Genomic DNA, 20,772 nt, shown 5'->3' with positions numbered 1-20,772 from the left:
CTAGAAGCACCGGAATAACGAGCGTCTGAGACTGACTTCTGCTATATTCCTCTGCTTGCCACGTAACGGTGTTGCGGTAACGAGATCAGGTGGTAAGATGAACAGGAGACAGATTGATCGAAAGGGGGATTCGATATGCTACACCCGATTCATCCGCTTGTGTATGCTGGACTAAGCGCTGGCTTAGTCCTGTATTTACTGGGGCTATTGCTCGCCTATTTTTTTGCTAGACCACGCTTTTTGCGGTTTTTGCCGGGGCTGCTTGGTCTGGTTGCCAGCCTGGTGCTGCTTTATATGGATGTGTATACCAAGCAAGGGGTATGGCAGGGCATTGCAGCCTTTTCGCTGGCATTGATCGCAATGTGCCTGATTGGACTGGTATTGCTGATGTTCCAGCTTTTTTACCAGCTATCTAGTGAACGTAGCGGCGGCCATTGATGATCACAGCGTCATGCGCCAGGGAATCGTTCCGATGATAGGAATAGATGTTAACGAACATCGATGGTGCAGATCGATGAGAGAAAAGATAGACCGAGGAGGTATAGGTATGGGATTGCTTGGCATTGGTGGTGCGACGGGCATTGTACTGCTACTGGTTAGTATCGTACTCACGCGGCGTAATCGAGACTCGCGTACGATTCAGTTTATCCCTGGATTGATCGGTGTTCTGCTAGGGGCACTGATGATGATCTATAGTCTGTTTCAAGCCGGCTGGACGGGTCTGGGTTATTTGATCGTATCGATTGTTATTATTCTGGGCGCGCTGGCTGTCTTGTTCATTATGCTCGTGGTTGGGCCACGGATTGCAGGACAGCGGCGTTAATCAAGGATGTTCTGCGTATAGGGTGAATATCCTGTTACCGATATAGCATCAAAAAAAGCCTGTCCTTTTCGCGTGATGCGAATGAGGACAGGCTTTTTGATACGACTATGAATGAGCTGCTGATTGCATCAGATGAACTCGGCATCTCGCCATACCGAGCCCTATAACGAAGATACCGATGCCTGTTCCTCATAAAAGGTCATTCGATTCTTCCCTGCACGCTTGGATTGATATAATGCCTGATCTGCCATCCGCATGAGCTCAATCGGGTTACCGCTGTCGAGCGGATACACAGCGGCACCGATGCTACAGCCGATTACCACCTTTTCGTATTCCAATACAAAGGGGCGATTCAGATTGGTAATAATGCTCTCGCCATAGGCGTTTGCCTGAGCGATAAGCTGCTCGCGCTGGGTGCGTAGCACGACGAGAAATTCGTCACCACCTAGACGTACGGTAATATCGCCCTCACTACCGATCTCGTTCAATCGTTGAGCGACCTTTTGTAGCAGATGATCGCCTGCCTGATGACCGAGTGTATCATTTACTTTTTTGAAGCCATCCAGATCGATATAGAGGAAAGCTAACTGCTGCTGCTGTTCATCGACAGATACGATGGTCTGCTCCAGATAGTTCTCTAGCGCTGTACGATTCGGCAAGCCTGTCAAATGATCATAATGCGCGATCGTCTGCATCTGATCCAGCTCTACCTCCTTTTGCACAAGCGAGCGAACCATCCGATTCAGTGAACGCGACAGTATCCGAATCTCCTCGAAGCCAACCTTTTCTGGCAATGTAACATCTTCGCCAGCGGCGAGTCGATCTGCACGCTTGGTCAGACGGCGGATCGGCTTCGCAATCTGCCCTGCAACAAACCAACCCAGGATAGCAAATACGATAGCAGCGCAAATCGCAGCAATCACACTAAAACGGTTCAGCTCGGTGACGGAAGCCAGTGCTGTCGCCTCAGGCTGCCTGACAAGCACCGTCCAACCAAGCCCTTTATAATCCATGTAGCCTTTGCCATACGCATAACCGGTCAGATATGTTTTACCATCTGGCCATTGCTCCAGCTCCCAGCCATTTCGACCTGTCTGTGCTTCGCGGATACTGTTCAGATCGAGCGGCTTACCGACCATATTATCCGGTCCCAGCAATACCGTCTGATCGTTACGACTGATGATGAACAGATCGACATTGTTATCGTCACGACGCAGAGAGGACAGCATGGAGCGCTTCACCTCACGTGCCCACTCCCAGCTCATATGAGCGGCTAGCACGCCGATCGTTTGACCGGAACGATTCGTTACCGGAAGGCTAATATCGACGAATTGTAACGGTTCTCCGCTTGGGTTCGGTAACAGCTTTGCAAGCAATACAGCATCATGCACATCTCCGATAAACTTTTGTTGAATCCCTTCCTTGTATACCGGACGCTGGGATAGATCCTTTCCTAACAAAATATTATCAGTCGATGCAACCACCTTACCCCTCGTATCCATATAACCGATCCATGAGAAGGAAGGAAAGCTCGTTTGAAGCTGCTCCAGCATCATATGAATATCTTCCTTGTCAGTCGAATTGATCAGCATAGGCAAACGAGCCAGCATGTCCATTTCTCCTGAACGCGTCCACATAAAATTATCCAGCTTATCTGCCGTATCGTAGGCAGTGCTGGATAGCGATTCTCCAATCTCCTCCTTCACACTGTGCGCCGAGTATCGGTTTAATACCAGACCGAGCACAATCGACAAGACCAGTGAGAGCAGAATGAAGATGAGTACCAATCCGGTACGCAGCTTGAAGCTCATACAATTTCCTCCGTATCTCTATGTATACTTCATTGTTACCTGTACATCGTTCGTGATGCTCACTCTCTTGCTGTTATAAACTGTATCGGTAAAAGTGATAGTTTTTTGAAGGAGAAATTGTATCCTTTTGTAGTAAAAACGCGCTATATGTCGAACAGATCAGGTCAAGCGTACGCTCTCATCGCTCAAGCTTATTTCAGCCTTGCTAAATGGCTAATCGCTGTGCCTACAGCTTGAATCGTATACCAGTTAACCGCAATAAGAAATTCTACCTGTTCATTGGATAGAAAATACTCCATTCCAAATGCATTCTCCATCAGCTTGCCAACGAGACGTGCATCCTGGATTACCGCCACCTGCTGACGATCCGCCCCTTCCTGATCAAAAAACATATATACCGATTCCTGCTCTAGCATTTCGGAGTAGGTAAATTCATGCTGCTCTAACGGAAGCGTGAGTGCCCCATCTCCAATCGATAGATGGCTCGATGTCTGATCGGGCTTGTATCTAGCCAGTACACGCTCGATATAATGCTGAGCTTGCTGCTGATCCAGTGTAGTGACGTGGATGCCCAGCTGCTGACCAACTTGTAGCAATTCCTGTATGTTCTGTCCCATCGTTATACCTCATCTCCTTCTCGCTTCATGATGACCACCATCTTCACTCTATAGGGATGGCGAGGTTCTGCGCTATAATGCTTTGTTAAGCATACAATGACTGTGAGGATGTGCGACAGATGCTTATAGACTATTCCGATGAAGCGCAGAAGAATGCTCAAGAATGGCGGATACACCAGCAGCATCATGATGGCAACAGAAGAATTGAAACGAGACGTCAATACAAAAATCCGATTCCCGTCACAATGAACGGAAATCGGATTCTATTTTACGATATACTCGCTATGGAGATGAATGAGGATAGGAGCTAGATCGGGTAAACGATCCCGTAGAAGCGGTGTCACTTATCGGCTCATTCTGCTCCCTTCTCCGTACCTCGACTCCGTTCTCTTCACTTCTTCTCCAGCGTAATATTTAATGCTTCTCCAGCCTTGCCGCCGAATACAATCTTCCCGCCCTTTGGCAGTACAGCCGTATTCGAACCTGTTACAAAGGAGAAGCTCACCGGAGTCTGATCTTTATCATATACAATAAATCCTGCATCCTTAGGCAGCTTGACTGTCATTTTCTTACCTGCTGCGCTATCTGGAATGTTAAACCAGCGTACATTGCCCGATGCTGGAATCGTGACGACAGAATGCTTGCTATGATTCAGCTTGCCAATCGCTTTCTCACTCACATAGGTACGACCATCTGCTTGCAAATATTCGACTCCATGTTGACGGGAAAAGTCCAGATCGAACGTATCACGACCGTTCATGACTGGAATCTCGACGGTATTGACGGCATGATCGCTATCGACGATTTTTGTACCATTCGCATAGCCACCTGAAGCATCCAGCTTGATCGTTTTGGTCAGAATCGAAGGCGAGATATAGAAGAAGGAATTGATTTTCTCATCTACTGCATAATACGACTTGCCTTCACGTTGCTTCCAGGCTGCTGATACGGACGCGTCTACTGGATTTTTATCCAGCTTTTGCAGCTCATAGAATGCCATACGTGCATGTCCAATGCCTGGGAATACAAGGTCGCTACGAATACGGACATACGTATGTCCATTGGTCTGCTTGTCAAAGGCAAGAATCGTGCGTCCATCCTCACTCGTAAACTGCTGATCCCCTGTATACACGTAAGCTTGAGCTGGGATCAGATCACTCATCATTGCAGGCATCTCGATCTTGCCGTCCTTGATCGCAATCGTGCGTGTCTCGCCTACCGTAGCATATAAGCCCTCATATTGCTTCAAGGCTTCGGGCATCTTTTGCTGGACTGGCTTTTCAAATGTAGGCTCAGGGGCAATGGTTGTGATGATGTCATTCTGCTTCAAATATTGCAGCAAAATATTCGTAGCTGCTGTTGTGTTAAATACCGATGAACCCCCGGCTGTTACAAGTGCGATCGAGATATCATGATCTGGCAAGCTAATCAATGCCGAATGATACATGATCGTATCGCCACCCTTGGTCGCTGCGCGGATACCATAGTCGCCGAATGGCTCCAGATCGACGGAATCCCAGCCCAATCCATAGCCAAAGGCATTTTTCGTTTCCGGTACCCACACTCCATTGCGATATTCTGGCTGAAGCATCGCGTCGGTGGACGCCTTCGATAGCAGCTCTGGATGCTTACCGATCAATACCTCGGAGAATGAAGTCAGCTCCTCAGCTGTTGAATAGACGCCACCTGTGCCGAGAATATTGGCATTTTCAGAGGGAAGCTTATTGAACAGACCTGGCAGACGGACTGGCTCTAGCTGACCGCGATCAAAGGTATCCAGCGGTGTCTTAGTCGCGTTCAGCCCGAGCGGCTTGCTCATACGCTCCTGCAAAAACTCGCTATAGCTCATGCCGCTCACTCGCTCCACGAGTAGCTCTAGTAGCTGGAAGCCATCGTTCGCATAAACGGAATACTCGCCAGGATCAGACTTGAGATGCTCTTTGCTCAGATTACTCAGCAATTGATCGACATTTTGTGTATCGTTATCGTTCATTAGAATCGTATTTTTGTAGTGCGAGCCATATAAACCAGAGGAATGGTTCATCAGCATACGCACGGTGATTTGCTTGTAGCGCTCATCCGCCATTTTAAAATCAGGCAGGTACGTGGTCAGCGGCTGATCGATATCGACCTTGCCCTCATCGACAAGCATCATCGCCGCAGCGGTCACATACATTTTGCTGACCGAACCAATGCCGAACATGCTGCCTGCGTCGATCTTTTGCTTCTTGCCACTATCGTCCAGTGTCGTGCCGCCGGATAGAACCAGCTTACCGCCATCACGAATTGCATACTGTGCACCGGTCACGCCATAGCTTTCCATGAGCGCGTTGACCATTTCTTGTGCCTTCGCTTGCGTGAGATTGCTCTGTGCGGTTGCTGATGATGGCATAGTATAGGTTGCTGTAGAAGGGGTCACAGGTGCAGCGAAGCTCTGTCCTTCTGCGATGGGTAACGTTAGCATTAAGGCAACAAGCGCTGCTGTGCCTGTCTTTTTCCAAATAATTGTAGATCGTGTCATCTGTTTATTCATCCTCTCGTCTATGTTTTCGGTTCTGCTGTGTATGAACCGAGCATAACGGATAACGAGTATTCGTACGGAAAATTGCCCTGAACAGCACAAAAAGACCCCCGAACGACATGTTCGAGCGTCTTTTCACACTGCTATCAATTCACTCTGAAAAAGGCAGCATCACCATATTATCAAACGTACGAGCTTCCGTTTCAATCGTCATATGACCACCATATTTCTCGCAAATGCGCTGGATATTCGTCAATCCAAAGCCGTGATCATCTGGCATTGCTTTACGGGTACGCAGCTCATTCACCTGCCGCTCGGTTCGATTACGCACTCGGATCAATAGCGCCGATTCGCTGGAATGAATCTCAATTCGAATCAAGCGATCCTCGGCTTGCCGTACCTCCTTGGAGGCTTCGATCGCATTATCCAGCATATTGCCCAGCACAATCGACAGATCATAGCGCTCGATCGGCAGCTCTGGCTGCCGCAAGCGTAGCTCGGTGTCGATACGAATCCCGTTGGCACGTCCAACATTGAGCGCATTGGTTAGCAGCGCATCGATAACCAGATTGCCTGTGTTCACCCGTAAATACGCATGGTCGATATGATTCATTGAGGTGCGAATATGCTCAATCGCTTCTTCGCTACGTCCGCGCTCTATATATTCGGCGACGACGAGCATATGCTTATTCGTATCATGAATGATACGCTTGATCTCCTTAAAGCTATGGACGGTTTTCTCATAATTTGCATCCTGGTAATCCATCTGCCGCTGCAATCGATCATTTTGCAGATTGAGATGAAAGCGAGCGATCAGCGTATCGAGCATGTACACAACAAGCACATTCAATACGATAAAGCCGAAGATCGAGATAAAGTAGTGTATATTTTTCTGACTATAAATCGTAAATACGTTCACCAGATAGATGCTAATAATCGGCACACTGAGAAACAGGAGCGAGTATCTTGATTCCAGTGGAAAACGTCGACGCTTCACAAATAGCCGAATCACCAGCGTAATGGCAAACATCACCGTACAGCTCACCAGCAGTGTAATCGATAGCCAGATACGTAGCGGCATATCATTCATTAGAACGGCATTCAGTTGAATGGATGGAATAAACAAGTACATCAGCATCAGATTGATGAGCGTTAGCAGCACAACGAACAAAATGGTGAACATGATTCTAAGCTTCTGCGATACCTCATATCCCTGCGCCATGAGAAAAATAATGCCGACCGCCATAAGCGAGGAAAATAGATCCGGCAAGTCCAGCATTAAATAGGCATAGGTCAGTGGAATAAAAGCGATGATCCAGTATTTTTTGCTCGGTTTACTTTGCTCACTACCAAATACCGTATTAAAAAAGAAGTGCAGCTGTACCGTCATCATGAGCGCCGTTCCCAGATTTAGTAGCCATAACAGAATGGTACTCTGCATCATTCCATCCTCAGCACCATAAAGCGTGTGCAAGCATCCTTTACTTCCTTGAGCTTGGAGCGCCCGATCGGCAGCTCCATCCCGTTCGACATAACCACCCGATTCCCGGCAAACTTATAAACATGAGACAGATTAACCAGCACAGAGCGATGAATTTGCAGGAAGCGACCTTCCTTTAATGCATCTGCATAGCTAGAAATTAAACCGCGTCCATCATGTATATCACGCGTGGTGGTGATTTTCAGCTTATGCTTTACGGTCAGGCTATTCGCGGCTTCAATCGCGATAATATCATCATGATGCAGCACCAGCTCGCCGTCGGCAGACTTGACGATCAGAATCTCCTGCTCCTTCTCCTCAAAGTAGCGGCATAGCTTGAGCATCTTCTCCGCAAACACCTCTGGATCGACTGGCTTGAGCAGATATTGAAACGTCATCACATCAAAGCTCTCCAGCATATATTCTGCATAGCTCGTCAGGAAGATAATCTGCTCACTCAGTCGCTTCATCTCTCGCAGCTTACGTGCTGTCTCGATACCCGTTAAGCCGTCCATTTCGATATCAAGCACCCAGATATGAAAAGGCTCACCGCCATCGCTGTAATGCGACAGCAGCGATTCGCCTGAAGAAAATTGTTCTGTTGCAAAATCGATACCCGACTTCACCGACAGCTCCAGTAGCATACGCTGTACGTCTTCCCTGCGCTGCTGCTCATCGTCACAAATCGCGATACGATACATGAGGGACGCTCCTTTCGTGAGGTTTTGTTTAACTACCTGCATCGTGATCATGTACTCATTGAGCATACATATAGCTCTATTTTATAAGAGATAATTCGTTTGGACTGACAGGAAAGCCTACTTTCGTTTGGGAAGGGTCGGTTTGGCTAATTTCCGTTTCCTTTCCATTCATATCGATAACGCCGTAACGCAAATCCGAGATCGCTCCTCTGAATACATAATAAGCCATCGGTGTCGTCATCGTTGGTCGTTTACCTACTTCTTTGGTAATTGTATAAGGGAAGAACGGTAAGCCTTCATTTTTAGCAGGTACATCCATTTTATAATTAGCTGTCCACAATTCATAACGCTTATTATTTTCCACCTTATAATAGCTAATCAAATCATCTGTAGAATCGAAATATACATCGGATCGACCTACTGGAAAGTATTGAATGATCGTTTGTATTCCGATCGTCGGTAATTTTGCTCCTAACGTAACCGATTCTAGCTCTGTATTTACGGTTCTTGCGGTTTGCAGAGCTTGAATGATCGCCGCTTGTTGGGTTGTGGAACTAACATCGCCAATAGTAACCATTCTATTTTGAGCATCCCAGCGTACCTTTTCGCCAATCGATTCACCGATGAAGCGTAGAGGAATCATTACCCTGCCATCTTTTAAAATTGCCGCCTGTGACAATGCAATCGGCTGTCCATTTTGCATGGCATGGCTTTGATTGATCTGTAGTAGTGTTTGCTTGCCAGTTGAAGTCACAGTTACCGTTTTGGTGGTATTGTCCCATGTAACTAGAGTATCCTTTTTCGCGAGTTTGTTGATGACATGGATTGGAACTAGCGTCACTCCATGAAGAACATAAGGTGCTATATCTGAAGAAATGATGCCGTTCTCGCTTACGATTTGGATCGGGTTCGGTGTGGCGTATGTATAGTTGCCCAGCGGCGAGGTGATTAGACCTCCAGCGAAGATAGCTCCAAGTATAGTGGATGCAATAGGCTTTGTATGGATCATTTCAATTCTCCTCCACTTCATATCATCATTTATTTACTCAAAATGACAGCAGCTTGATCCGAAATTGAAGCAATGGCTACTCCTTCATGGAAGGGGTAGGCTTTTTTGTATTTTAAAGCAGTAAGCAATGTCCCTCTAGTATCGATGTATCCGAAGGAACGACTTGTTTTGGTCTCGATTCCCACTACAGCTACACCCTCATTGAAAGAAGAAACTTTATTATATTGGCTATAGTCGATTACAACTTTTCCCTGTTTGTTAATATAGCCGACTTTTCCCTGCTTATTGTATACAGCGGCAAGACCTTCACTAAAGCTTGCTGCGGAGGCATATTGAAAAGGAATCGCTATTTTCCCCTTCGTATCCATATAGCCCCATACGCCTTTGCTATTTTGTACTGCCGCTAGTCCTTCACTGAAATCTCCTGCTGCCTGGTATTGAAGTGGAATCATCACTTTTCCTTGACGATTAATGAATCCGTATTTCCCTGTAGGGTCTTGAACGACTGCTGCACCCTCTGAGAATGTACGAGCATAATCATAGGTATACGGAATAACGATACGCCCGCCTGTGTTCAAATAGCCTGCCTTGCCATTATCAGCTGAATAGGCTACCGCTAATCCATCCGAAAATTGAAAATCCGAGTCATATGTACGCTCTAACGTGGTTACTTGCTTTCCACTTGTGTTGATCAGTGATCCATGTTCATCTTTATTTTTCTTAACAACGGCTACACCGTCCGAAAATGAACTGGCTTCGACATAATGACAGGGGACGACTAATTTACCCTTCGTGTTGATGTAGCCATATAAATGAGTGGCTGTATCCTTCACCAACGCCCGTTGATCGTGAAAATCTGCTACAGGGAAAAGGTTTTTCGCTAACGTAAAGGCGACCTTTCCCTTTTGATCATAAAAGTTCATGTCGCCTGAGCTAGCAGCGGTAAGAATCCGCCCATCGTGGAACGATCCATCGCTTTGTGTAGGTACAGTCGTATATGGGATCGTAGCGTTGTTCACGTTTAAGCTAATTGTTGCTTTACGCTCTATACTGGATACTTGTACGATCTTGCTAGTGGATGAAGCATATATGGACGTTGAAGAACTACCTAATGTTAACGCAATGGTTATAAGCACAGCCGCAGGTATACTCGCCTTTTTGAGATTCATCGTTCTTCGGCTCCTTTATGTAAAATAAAACTCACTTTTATACATGCTCACTGTAGCTTCGCCAACTGTGCGACTTCACTTCGAGTAAGACTTTGAAGCAATTTTACCTTTTTAGTATGTAATGTATAACGATAGAGTCTGTAATGATCCGAAGGGTACTCACTTACAAAATCAACACCAGACCCTTTAGCATTCCATAATACAGCAGCAGTCGAAATCGTATTCGTTTCTCTAGGTACATAGGTGAACATTCCTGTACTTACATTGTATAGGGCTACTCGGCTGAGAGAAGTATTACCATACGCAAAAGCCAGCGTGTTGCCTACAGGTGACCACTGATATGCCCACACCGTCTCAACAGAGGCAGCATTTTTCACGATTTGATTCATGATTTTATACGTCTGTTCATTCAAATCCACTACAAGTAATTCAGATCCAGCTTCCTTTTCGACCTGAATCGCTACATACGATTGGTCAGACGATACAGCAATAGACTGGATCGTAGCTGCACGTTCTTTTAGCTCCACGGCAAAGCCAGCACTGCCACGATCGATGTGAATAGATTGAATAGATGTGGACATGCCTGGTTCAGTTTCAGCTTGCTTAGTAGCACTGATCGTTAATTGCCCCTGTTGGAACATGATTTTATTGTTAGATTCTTGCTTATACATTTGTACATTGGACGTAAAATAGGATGAGGCCGATGTAGCTTGTGCCGCTACGGTTACATTTCCTGATAAAACGGTGGTAGCGAGTAGTACAGAAGCACAAGTAACAACAATAGACTTTTTCATAACCAAGCTCCTTATTGATTCAGAGTAGTTAAACGATATACAGCTCAACTAAAGCAAATGCAGAAACGATCTTTCTTAAACATGCTCTAAAAGACCGTTTCTGCATCATGCTTGTTGCCTATATTAAGCTTCAGCAGAATGATATAGATTCTACTGATATATACGAACCTTCTTTGGCATTCGTGGACTTATTTAATCGCCATCAACACATCCAGCAGCATCTGCTTGAACAATGGACGATCGATATTTTCACACACACGTACATTCGGCTGTTGACCGAGGCGCCTGTTAATGTCGACGACGCTATACCCGCGTGTCCATTCGCCCTTCGTTTCCACATCGACGAAGTACTCATGCGATTCGGTCATAACGGCTTCATTGGCAGCCACTGCCATCAATAGCGTATCCGGGTGCGTGGTACCATTCAGTCGATGAACCTGCTTGTTAAACTGCATCACTACACGATTCACATCGATGAAAAATTGACCGCCTGATGTACCCAGCGCGGCAATTTCCGCATGATCATTATCATCCATCAGCGAGTGACGGGTACACATCTCCCAGCCCACCATCGTCGTTGGAATACCGGAGCGCAGCACGATATGCGCCGCCTCAGGATCAACGTAGAAGTTGTACTCTGCGGCTGGTGTGATATTGCCGAGTGCATTGTTCGTACCGCCCATCACGTATAGATGTGGGATTTTCGGTACGATGGTCGGGTCCTTTTGAATCGCCATCGCGATATTCGTCAGCGGTGCAATCGCCAGTAGATGAATCTCACCCGGATACCGATGCACTGTTTCGATTAGAAAATCGACCGCGTGTCCATCTGCTGGACGCTGGATCGCCTTCGGGAAGTTGGAGCCACCCATCCCATCGCTACCATGTACATCCTCTACTGTACGATGATGCTCAGCATTCCAGGTGGTCATGAGTGGACGCTCACAGCCTTTGTAGACAGGAATTTGTCCGTTCTCGCCGCCCTTGCCAGCGACCTGAATCGTGTATAACGCATTCTCCACTTCCTGATCGAATTGTACATTACCGCCCGTCATCATAATGCCCTGTACATCAAAATGATGCAGTGCAGTTAAGATGGCGATCGTATCATCACCAGCAGTATCGGTATCAATAATGGCTTTACGTAGGGTAGTCATATCTCGTTCTCTCCTGTTCTAATATCTATTCTAGTATGGATACATTGCTGTATACGTATGATTGAGATGGGCAAAGGTTGGTAACCATGTTCAACGTTCACTATGAACAACCATATCCTGATCTACAAAATCTGCTCTGGATCTCTGCCACTTATGGATCGTATAGATTCAAAAACGTATCAAACTCGCAGTGCTCGTCCAGTCCGAAGTGCATGCGCCCAGTCGTGTCTTCCATTCTCAGATGCTTGCTGTGCTGCATGTTCCCAATCGTACACCAGCGAGTGATGAGTGACATGCCAGTGTCCATTTGTATAGTCCAGTACAACATAACGAGCATGTGGAGCACGTGATTCCATTACATGATCGTAAGGAAGATCGTCATGGTAGGCGGGCAAGCCGACGCTGCCGGGATTGATCACAATACGTCCGTCTGGAAGGTATTTCAGATTCGGTACATGCGTATGCGCGCATAGAATGATCGGCTGTTCGATTCCATGTAGTAGTTGATTCAACTCTTCATCCGAACGCCACTGTGCACCGCTCGGTTCAATCTTTTCCAGTAATGGTACATCGTCCACGGTGGGCTGGGCATGGAACATATACAAGTCTTCGGTCATCCGTATGAGCGGCAATGCCAACAGCCACTGGATCTGTTCCACGCTGAGCTGCTCGAGCATGTAATCAAAGGTAGCGTTAGGCGGATTCATAGGCTCCGTACGTTTGTGCAAGTGATCGGGTTGTCCCTCAACACCTGTGATTCCATTTTCCAGCTCCCGATCCTGATTACCCCGAACCGAAGGGATGCCTCTGGCGATCAGTCGTTCCGCTGTTTCTCTCGGTTGCAAGGGGCCATATACGCTGTCGCCTAGATTGTAAATATCCGTAATGCCCTGTTGATCGATATCATGCAATACAGCATCGAGTGCAGCGATATTACCATGAATATCCGCGATGATGGCGATCTTCTGCCCTTCTTTTGCCATGAGATACTCCTCCGTTCTATGGGTGAATCCCTAACGTAAAACGAAATAAAAAACGGGGTTAGCAAAGTACACCAGCCATATGACGCTATACTTCTACTCTTGTAACCTGCATGTACCTCTTCCTATTTGAACGGTGACTTACGATTGCAGCCAATCCGAATAGAAATTCCGGTAGCCTTCCTTCATGATCCGACTGGCAAAGGTAGCAAAGGCATAATCGCGATTATCCTGCGAATACCGTCGTGGAGAAGAAGCCGCCATATTCACAAGCTCAAACCAGTTCTGCTCATTCCCGGCAAACGAATGCGTCGAGCTAATATGGTCATAGCACGGATGCTCGGGCTTGACGACGATCTTGCCCATCGCGAGCGCCTCGGTTAGTGGCATCGCAAACGTATCGAATTTGGAGCAGCTCCAGTACACCTTTGCACTGTTCATAAGCTGGAAAATCTCATCCTGCGACAGGGCGAATTGTAGCTTAATATTGGACGGAATATCGTATTTCTTCATACTCTCACGATAGCGTTCACCGCCAAATACCATATATACTTCCTTATCCGGGTTACGACGCGCATATTCCAGCACCAGATCCGGGCGGCGGTTCTCCTCATCCCGACCAATCCATAAAATCCGATTATCCACGACCAGATCCGGATTATAATGCCGCTCTGCCAGCTCCTCACTAAAGCCGATCGGAATCACATCCACATCGGTAATGCCAAACTGTGCCGCCATCTGACGTTTTAGAAATGGGGTCTGTACGACTGCTTTATTGACGATCGTATAAAAGGGCTTCATCATCTCATAGCCCGTGAGTGCAGGATCAGGGAAGCTATGCGGAAATAGTACACTTTTCGGCAAAAACATATTTAAAAAGGTAAAGCCTGATACCGTGTACAGCACATGCTCAATGCCATGCTGATGAATCTGATCCAGCACAATATCATAATTGACCAGATCGCCCTTCTCATGCTCATAGCCAGGCAACCAGTCATACCCACTCACATGCCGCTCCGGGGAAATAAACACAACCTCCACCCCAAGCTCCGCACTCAGCGCCTTGAGTCGCTCCGCAAACACTCGCGGCCCCTGATTCTCGGCAAACTGGATTTTACGCATTACAAGTCCGATTTTTGTCACGATGTATTTCTTCCTCCCGTCTTGCTGCCATATTCATTACAACTATAGCGATTTTGCTTTCATATGCCAACTGTGGGAGGATAGCGTGACAGCTGAAAAGCCCTGCTGGATACGATGAATAGTATCTGACAGAGCTTTGTCATAACGACGTATTAGATTGTTATATCATGAATAATTGGCATAGTGATGAGCAAGTGCCATGCGCATAATTTGGTTATGATGGATAAGCATGTACAGGTACGTGATATACATGTATACCTACACCGCACCATTCTCCATTTCCTCTATACATTACATTAACGTGTAACTCCATCCGCATCATCGACAGGCGACTGAAGCAGCTTATAATACAAATTCGTCGAATGCAGCACTCCTGTATCGGACATCGCAAAATGCGGAATCTGTCCTGCCTGAATATAGCCAAGTGAGCGGTACAATGTATTGGAAGGGTCGCCATCTCGCGTATCGAGCACGAGCAATATACGATTAGCGTCCGCTGCATACTGCTCGGCCTTCTCCATCAGTAGACGCGCGATGCCGCGGCGACGGAATTGGAGATGTACCATGAGCTTAGCGATGTCAGCGCGATGCATGCCATTCGGTTTACTGCATAGATGAATTTGTACAGTGCCTGCGAGTTGTCCATCGACCTCAGCGATCAGTACGATCACGTCCGAACCTGGCACATTTCGCCAGTACTGCTCCGCTTCAGCTACCGACACAGGTGGCAGAAAGCCAATCGATGCGCCATCATGCACCACTTCAATGAGCATCTCCGCAAAGGCAGACAATCGACTGTCCAGCTCCTCCAGTCGTTCGATACGAATCTCTTTTTCCATATGGTTTCCCCCTATTATGCGATTACGCTTCAACGTGATCTGGCTTCTGGTTCGTGTTTATCTTGATCTATTGCACGAATCCGAACCGTTCGACTCGGTTCATGCATAGATGACGATAAGCGACCGAAGCATTTGATCTAAAGTATAGGGTGATCTAGCGGCAGGAAAAAGGGTAAACGATTCAAGATCGTTTCCTCTTTTAGCAGTATGTATCGCTAATCGTGTGTAGTCTCTGCTTCACAGTATCCCGTTTTAGCTTGGGTTTTCATCCTCGTTCCCCATCCTATTGGATTCGGCCGGCTCCTCCGTAGCGACTACATATAATCGGCTAAAGTCGACCCAGCCTCGCTCATTCATATGGACTCCGCGTAAAAATGAAGGCACGACGATTCCTGCGGATCGCTCCGCTAAAAATACAGCGCTATATGTACCCTGCAATAGCGCATGAATACTGCCCAGCCATGTGCTAGCGGATAACGAAGTGACTTCTTGCTCTTCCCGATCCAGCTGACCTTGCCTGTTCCCCTCTACTGCTGGCAAACTTCTCAACAGTTGATGAGTTAACGGCTGTACCTCGGTCAACAGCTCCTGCGGCAGCATACGGCGGATCAAACTTCGATTAGAGTGCATATATTCGAGCTGACGATGAAGTTCTCCACCTATTACAGCTTCGAATAATATAATATCGGCTTGTGCCAGTATAGCCTCGCTCATCATATCCGACCAGGATACAATATGTACGGCTATACAAATACCGATGCGACGATAGGCTTCACGTAGCCAGTATGCTGCTTGCTCATGACGCTGAAAGGTGTAGAGCTGGAGCTCGTTGCCAGCATATGCAGATTGCTGGAGCTGCTGAATGGCACGCTGTGGATCATATTCCATGCATGGCGTGGAAGAATGCTCGCTGGACGGATGAGAACACGCCGCATGATGTGTATTCAACTTGGCTTCATCGACCGGAGGCGTATTTGCTATACCTTGAGGTGACTCATTCAAAGTTATGTCTGGAGCTATCCAGCGCATAGGGTTAGCTTTCAACGTCTCATTCATCAGTATCAATCCACGCGCTGGAGCGGTATATGTATCCCCCATCGCGGCAACTAGAGCCTCACGATCTACGCCGTAATAGAGCGCCTGTCGCAGCGCTTCATCCTTTGCCAATATGCCCTGTCTACGATTGAGTATGAGCATCGATACACCTGTCTGCACATTCTGACGTGGCAAATGATCAAAGGCAGTCGTATCCCATTCACCTGTTAAGATCGTCAGCATCCCGTGTCCATTACCAAGCGCGACCGCAGCTTCCTGCTCCGGTACGATCAGAATTTCGATCCGATCGATCAATGCTCCTGTACCGTAATAGCGATCAAAGCGCTCCAGTACACATCGCCCCACCGTTCGCTCTATTAAGCGATAAGCACCTGTACCGATCGGCAATGCGTGTTCTTTTTGACTATGCTGTCCGATATCCTGAGGTACAATCGAAGCCCCGCTATGCGAAAGCAGCAAGGGCAGCCAGTAATTCGGCTCCCGTAGCGTGATCACAACGGTATATGGATGGATGGCATGAATAGCGGTGACTTTGTCCAGTAGCCAGCTATGAGCGAATTGCCCTGTCTGTAATCGTTGCAAGCTTGCCACAACATCCTCTGCGGTGAGCAGGCGATCATCGTGAAAACGTATATGCTTGTATAAGTAAAAGCTCCATTGTGTTCCGTTCGCATTACATTCCCAGTCATGAGCAAGACCCGGCAGCAGTGTGCGATCCTCTGCACGGTATTCCACCAATCGACTATACAGCTGATCTACCAGCTGTGTATCAAAGGCAAACACCGCATCCGCCGGGTCGAGACAGACAACTGGACGATAAATGGGAAGCCGTAGCGTTTCAGACTGTTCTGCCTGCGGAGAATGCCCCGTAGTATAACCAAAATACTCACCCAACCAGCTCATAAACGTCGTTTCGACCTGCTCTGGCATATGGGGCTGACGAATCCACGCTAACGCCGCAGCGACATCCCCCCGTTGTACTCGCTCCTGCGCTTCATCCAGCGCCACCTGTGTCCACGATTGGCAAAAGGTCAGCACAGACGTATTCCCGCGTCCTCGCCCGGATACGAATACAATCCAGCCTGCCTCAACCAGACGTGCTGTAATGAGACGGGCATTGCGTGTCGTACAACATAAAGCAGCAGCTAACTCTGCGATCGTTACATGAAAAGCTTGCTGTTCGCCTTGCTCATACCAGTGGCTTCGTAAACGCACATATTCCTCCGCAAGTCGCATATGGCTCCTCCTTTCACTGCTTTAGCGTAATTCTTCTGACTGAGCCGTCCACCATGCCTTCAGACATTGCTGCAAATGCTGCTTTGTCTCATATTGCTGCGCCAGCAACAGTGCATGCGGCCAGATCGGCGGCTGTTGCTGGAGATCGCTTTGAATTAGTAACAGCATCCAGATCGAATAGATCATCGCATAGAGCAGATAATCGTATTCAAATGCCGACAGATCCCTGTAATCAGCCAGCGCTGCGCGCCGATGCGGCGAATGTGCTGGCGCGGTTGTCACCTCGCTGCCCGCATTCCAGTACCGCTCCACTAGCTGATGACGAAGCTTGTCCGTCATCTCCCTCGGAAATAGCGGATGCGACAGATCAATCAAATGATACAGATCCCAGAATAGTGACCCGGCATGACTGTGCTCCCAATCTAAAATAATCAGCTTCCCCTGCGGATTCAGTCCATAATTACCAGCATGCAGATCACCATGCAGCAAAACCGCTGGCTGTGCCGATATGCGCTTCATGACATGCTGAATATCGTTCTGCAATGCGGAAAGTAGCGGCTTCGCTAGCTCTGACCAGGGTAGCGCAGTCGAATCCGAATGCTGCGATGAAGCCAATGAAGCCTCAGTATCCTCCATTGAGGTAAGAAGCGTCTGTACGATCGTCTCTACCTGCTCCCAGCGTTCCAGCAGTGACGATGCCGCCTGAGATAGCGGCGGCTTTTGTCCTGTTTGTGGTAGTGAGGTGAGATGCTGTTCCTCTACTCGATGCCAGCCTGCCATCTGATTGACCATCTGCTCCAATACAGCTGGCGAATGCTGATGCTCCACCACTCCGATATCCTCAACGATCATCCAGCATACCGGATGGATAAGCGGCTCTGTCGGCTCTAGCCTTCCCCCATTTGATAAAGATTGCTGTAATCGTTCTAGCTCATCGGCTGGTACAGCATAGGCGATTAATGAAGGGTAGACGGGAGGCGGAGCAAGCTTCGTTAGCAGTGGCATCACCTGTAAGTACGCCCTAATCTCGCGAAATCGCTCCTCTCCTGGCGGCAGTGGTTTATAAATATAACTACGACCATCCTCCAGCCAGAAACGCTGTACCGATAATCCATGCAATCCGGTATATAGAATTTCAACATGCTGTGCCAGCTGGCGATTCAATTGACCGTCTGACTGCACGATCTGAGTCCAGTCCCTGTTTATCGATTCCATGTGCAGTCCTCCTTTGCCGATGATAGGTAGACGCGCTTGTTGACTTCTTTATGTATCGACTCGTTAAATAGAAAAGTAACCCTCGCTCCTAGCGCATTCCAGCAAGAGATGTATCTATATATGATGCAGCAACTGGCTCATAAACGCAAAAGCATGTGATCTACTGATAAATATGCATAGGATCAAGGTAGAGCGCAGACACCTGCTTTTTAGCATACGGGTTACTATACATGAAGCTGTGAGTGCAGCCTGATCTGAAATGGATCAAATTCGACAGTGCAGTATGTTTCAGATTAGTATACTTCAGTTCAACGAAAAGCTTCTATCGCACGTATCCCACACTCAGCACATATAAATATAAATAAAGCCCGCAGAGCTAGATGTACATCATCTAACTCCACGGGCTGATACGATTGTAACGGTATCCTATTACAGCATACTCGCTATGATTAGTCTTTACGCAGCGGACGACCTGCACGAATATCGTCGGTCATGCCTGGATAAGGAGCAACCGAGATCACTTCTTGATTGTCTACGCCTGCATTTTCGATAAAGGTAATGTCGGCAAATTCAGGTACGACATATTTTGGATACGTTTCGTATTTGAGACGCGATTCTTCCATCAGCGCGATATGATCATTTTGGAAGCATACGGTAATATCTGGACGCTCATGCACCCATTTTGGGAAGAAAATAATACCATGCATGCGTTTTTCTTCGGGCATAAAGTTCAGGGATACGTCTGTGCCTGTTGGCTCTGTCCATGATACTTTGTATACGCCCTTGGTCAGTTTCACCAGATCGACCTCCTGATCGCGAACCCAGCGGCCTGCAACCATACCGGAGTGAATACGGTAATCGATGGTGTGGTCATTTTTAATATAAATCTCATACTCCCAGCCATTCTCATACGTATAGATCATATGACTGCCTACAAAGTTTTCCATTGTTAAGCACCAGCTTTCCGTTATGATGATGGGTGTAGCAGTGAACATGACTTACATCAAGCATGCTCGGTGAACGATGTCGATCAACAGCGGAAAGTATGAGCATCTCGTTCACCAAACATGTAAATATCAACATGTTTATTTTACCATGATCATATGCTATGGTCAAATGTACATATAAATTACTAATTGAAGGAGATATTACCTGTGCGAGTATTAAAATATGCCATTCTCGGTCTGCTATATCGTCAAGAATATAGCGGTTACGATATCACCAGTCAGTTTAAGCAGGAAATCGGTCAATTTTGGAGTGCAAAGCATAGTCAGATCTATCCAGAGCTGCGCAAGCTGGTCGATGAAGGTCTGGTGGAATTTCGAACACAGATTCAAGGGGAAAAGCTGGAAAAGAAAATGTACACCATCACCGAGCAAGGTCGACAGGAGCTGCTAGCATGGGCTGCCCAGCCTGAATCCTTGCCGGAAACGGAAAAAGATGAGTTTATGCTGAAAATGTACTTTATCCATACCCTTTCGCCGGAGCAAGCGCGGGCACTGTTCGAGGATCAATTGCAGCAGCGGCGGGCAAAGCTGGCTTATTTGCAGCAGCGGTACGAGAACCTTATGCCTATATTTGTCAGGGAAGAGGATCGGGAGACGCATACACAAGATCTAAATGGAGACACAGCTAGTGAAACCGCACCGCTTGCATTTCACAATCCGCATCTGGGGCATTATCTTGTGCTTACCAAGGCACTGGCGCGTGAGCAGAGCTATGTCGACTGGCTGGAACGCCATATGAAGCTATTCGTATAAACCTGTACAGCTAGCCTGTCTTATAAGTGATGTCCTCCGCTGTAATAGGCTGAAACGAATTGGGGCATCAGCAGAATATCCCACCCTGAAGGAGTGTAGGAGAATGCGTAAGCATATCATTCGTACGATTATGATTAGTGAATCCAATGCAGCCGTATTTCACGGAAAGCTAACTGAAGTCATTAATGATGCGCAAAACTATGAGCTAGAGGTCGATGTGCAGTATAGCGCAGCCATGTTACCACCCCTCCAGTCTATGAATCCGAACCACAATCATTCATTGAGAAACCAGGTCGTGTTATCCGACTCTATTATGCATACCGCGCTAGTTCTAGTTTATGACTATGTATAAGGATTTTTTAATTATAAGTAAAGCATACGCTTAACAGAGTAAAATACGGAATGCTACAGGCACCTCATTCCAAGCAGCAAGATGATCAATTGCCCTTTAGCATATAAAA

The 20,772-nt window shown here is 47.2% G+C and carries 19 protein-coding genes; 4 read left to right on the top strand and 15 right to left on the bottom strand.

The window, feature by feature from the left end:
- Positions 1-135: 135 nt before the first annotated feature.
- Positions 136-438 (top strand): hypothetical protein, encoded by a 303-nt coding sequence (locus SK066_RS02075; RefSeq protein ID WP_320543463.1) that lies wholly within the window; start codon positions 136-138, stop codon positions 436-438.
- Between the two features lie 109 nt (positions 439-547).
- On the top strand, positions 548-823 hold the full coding sequence (locus tag SK066_RS02070; RefSeq protein ID WP_188774348.1) for a YesK family protein: 276 nt from the start codon (positions 548-550) through the stop codon (positions 821-823).
- A 161-nt stretch (positions 824-984) separates the two neighbouring features.
- Here SK066_RS02070 and SK066_RS02065 read toward each other — a convergent pair whose 3' ends face one another.
- From SK066_RS02065 to SK066_RS01995, 15 genes are all read right to left on the bottom strand, one after another.
- Entirely contained in the window at positions 985-2,634 is a 1,650-nt protein-coding gene (locus tag SK066_RS02065; protein WP_320543462.1) for a GGDEF domain-containing protein, read from the bottom strand.
- 191 nt (positions 2,635-2,825) lie between these two features.
- Positions 2,826-3,251 carry a hypothetical protein gene (locus SK066_RS02060; RefSeq protein ID WP_320543461.1) on the bottom strand — a complete coding sequence of 142 codons (426 nt, stop codon included), beginning with the start codon at positions 3,249-3,251 and terminating at the stop codon, positions 2,826-2,828.
- Between the two features lie 391 nt (positions 3,252-3,642).
- Positions 3,643-5,772 (bottom strand): serine hydrolase domain-containing protein, encoded by a 2,130-nt coding sequence (locus tag SK066_RS02055; protein ID WP_320543460.1) that lies wholly within the window; start codon positions 5,770-5,772, stop codon positions 3,643-3,645.
- A gap of 151 nt (positions 5,773-5,923) precedes the next feature.
- On the bottom strand, positions 5,924-7,213 hold the full coding sequence (locus tag SK066_RS02050; protein WP_320544781.1) for a sensor histidine kinase: 1,290 nt from the start codon (positions 7,211-7,213) through the stop codon (positions 5,924-5,926).
- Positions 7,213-7,953, bottom strand: a complete 741-nt coding sequence (locus SK066_RS02045) for a LytR/AlgR family response regulator transcription factor (RefSeq protein WP_320543459.1) — start codon at positions 7,951-7,953, stop codon at positions 7,213-7,215. The genes SK066_RS02050 and SK066_RS02045 overlap by 1 nt, the downstream gene beginning before the upstream one ends.
- A gap of 76 nt (positions 7,954-8,029) precedes the next feature.
- Positions 8,030-8,962: a copper amine oxidase N-terminal domain-containing protein gene (locus tag SK066_RS02040; RefSeq protein WP_320543458.1), complete on the bottom strand. Its 933-nt coding sequence runs from the start codon at positions 8,960-8,962 to the stop codon at positions 8,030-8,032.
- Positions 8,963-8,991: 29 nt separating this feature from the next.
- Complete coding sequence (locus SK066_RS02035; protein ID WP_320543457.1) at positions 8,992-10,131, bottom strand: WG repeat-containing protein; 1,140 nt, start codon at positions 10,129-10,131, stop codon at positions 8,992-8,994.
- A gap of 47 nt (positions 10,132-10,178) precedes the next feature.
- On the bottom strand, positions 10,179-10,925 hold the full coding sequence (locus SK066_RS02030) for a TolB-like translocation protein (protein WP_320543456.1): 747 nt from the start codon (positions 10,923-10,925) through the stop codon (positions 10,179-10,181).
- Between the two features lie 188 nt (positions 10,926-11,113).
- On the bottom strand, positions 11,114-12,082 hold the full coding sequence (locus SK066_RS02025) for a nucleoside hydrolase (RefSeq protein WP_320543455.1): 969 nt from the start codon (positions 12,080-12,082) through the stop codon (positions 11,114-11,116).
- A 179-nt stretch (positions 12,083-12,261) separates the two neighbouring features.
- A complete protein-coding gene (locus SK066_RS02020) occupies positions 12,262-13,065 on the bottom strand; it encodes a metallophosphoesterase family protein (RefSeq protein WP_320543454.1) in 804 nt (267 codons plus the stop codon).
- Positions 13,066-13,203: 138 nt separating this feature from the next.
- Positions 13,204-14,205: a glycosyltransferase gene (locus tag SK066_RS02015; RefSeq protein WP_320543453.1), complete on the bottom strand. Its 1,002-nt coding sequence runs from the start codon at positions 14,203-14,205 to the stop codon at positions 13,204-13,206.
- Between the two features lie 296 nt (positions 14,206-14,501).
- The gene (locus tag SK066_RS02010) at positions 14,502-15,044 is read right to left on the bottom strand and encodes a GNAT family N-acetyltransferase (RefSeq protein WP_320543452.1); all 543 of its coding nucleotides are present in this window, start codon (positions 15,042-15,044) and stop codon (positions 14,502-14,504) included.
- Positions 15,045-15,296: 252 nt separating this feature from the next.
- The gene (locus SK066_RS02005; protein ID WP_320543451.1) at positions 15,297-17,336 is read right to left on the bottom strand and encodes an ABC transporter substrate-binding protein; all 2,040 of its coding nucleotides are present in this window, start codon (positions 17,334-17,336) and stop codon (positions 15,297-15,299) included.
- Between the two features lie 21 nt (positions 17,337-17,357).
- Complete coding sequence (locus SK066_RS02000) at positions 17,358-18,551, bottom strand: aminoglycoside phosphotransferase family protein (protein WP_320543450.1); 1,194 nt, start codon at positions 18,549-18,551, stop codon at positions 17,358-17,360.
- 449 nt (positions 18,552-19,000) lie between these two features.
- Positions 19,001-19,498: a phenolic acid decarboxylase gene (locus SK066_RS01995; RefSeq protein ID WP_320543449.1), complete on the bottom strand. Its 498-nt coding sequence runs from the start codon at positions 19,496-19,498 to the stop codon at positions 19,001-19,003.
- Between the two features lie 207 nt (positions 19,499-19,705).
- Here SK066_RS01995 and SK066_RS01990 point away from each other — a divergent pair, with 207 nt between their 5' ends.
- Positions 19,706-20,311 (top strand): PadR family transcriptional regulator, encoded by a 606-nt coding sequence (locus SK066_RS01990; RefSeq protein ID WP_320543448.1) that lies wholly within the window; start codon positions 19,706-19,708, stop codon positions 20,309-20,311.
- A 103-nt stretch (positions 20,312-20,414) separates the two neighbouring features.
- The gene (locus tag SK066_RS01985) at positions 20,415-20,663 is read left to right on the top strand and encodes a hypothetical protein (protein ID WP_320543447.1); all 249 of its coding nucleotides are present in this window, start codon (positions 20,415-20,417) and stop codon (positions 20,661-20,663) included.
- Positions 20,664-20,772: the final 109 nt, after the last annotated feature.

The organism is Paenibacillus hunanensis, from assembly GCF_034055775.1.
Classification (GTDB): Bacteria; Bacillota; Bacilli; order Paenibacillales; family Paenibacillaceae; genus Saccharibacillus; species Saccharibacillus hunanensis.
Note: the sequence above shows the minus strand (reverse complement) of the source record. Positions and strands in the feature narration are given on the sequence as shown.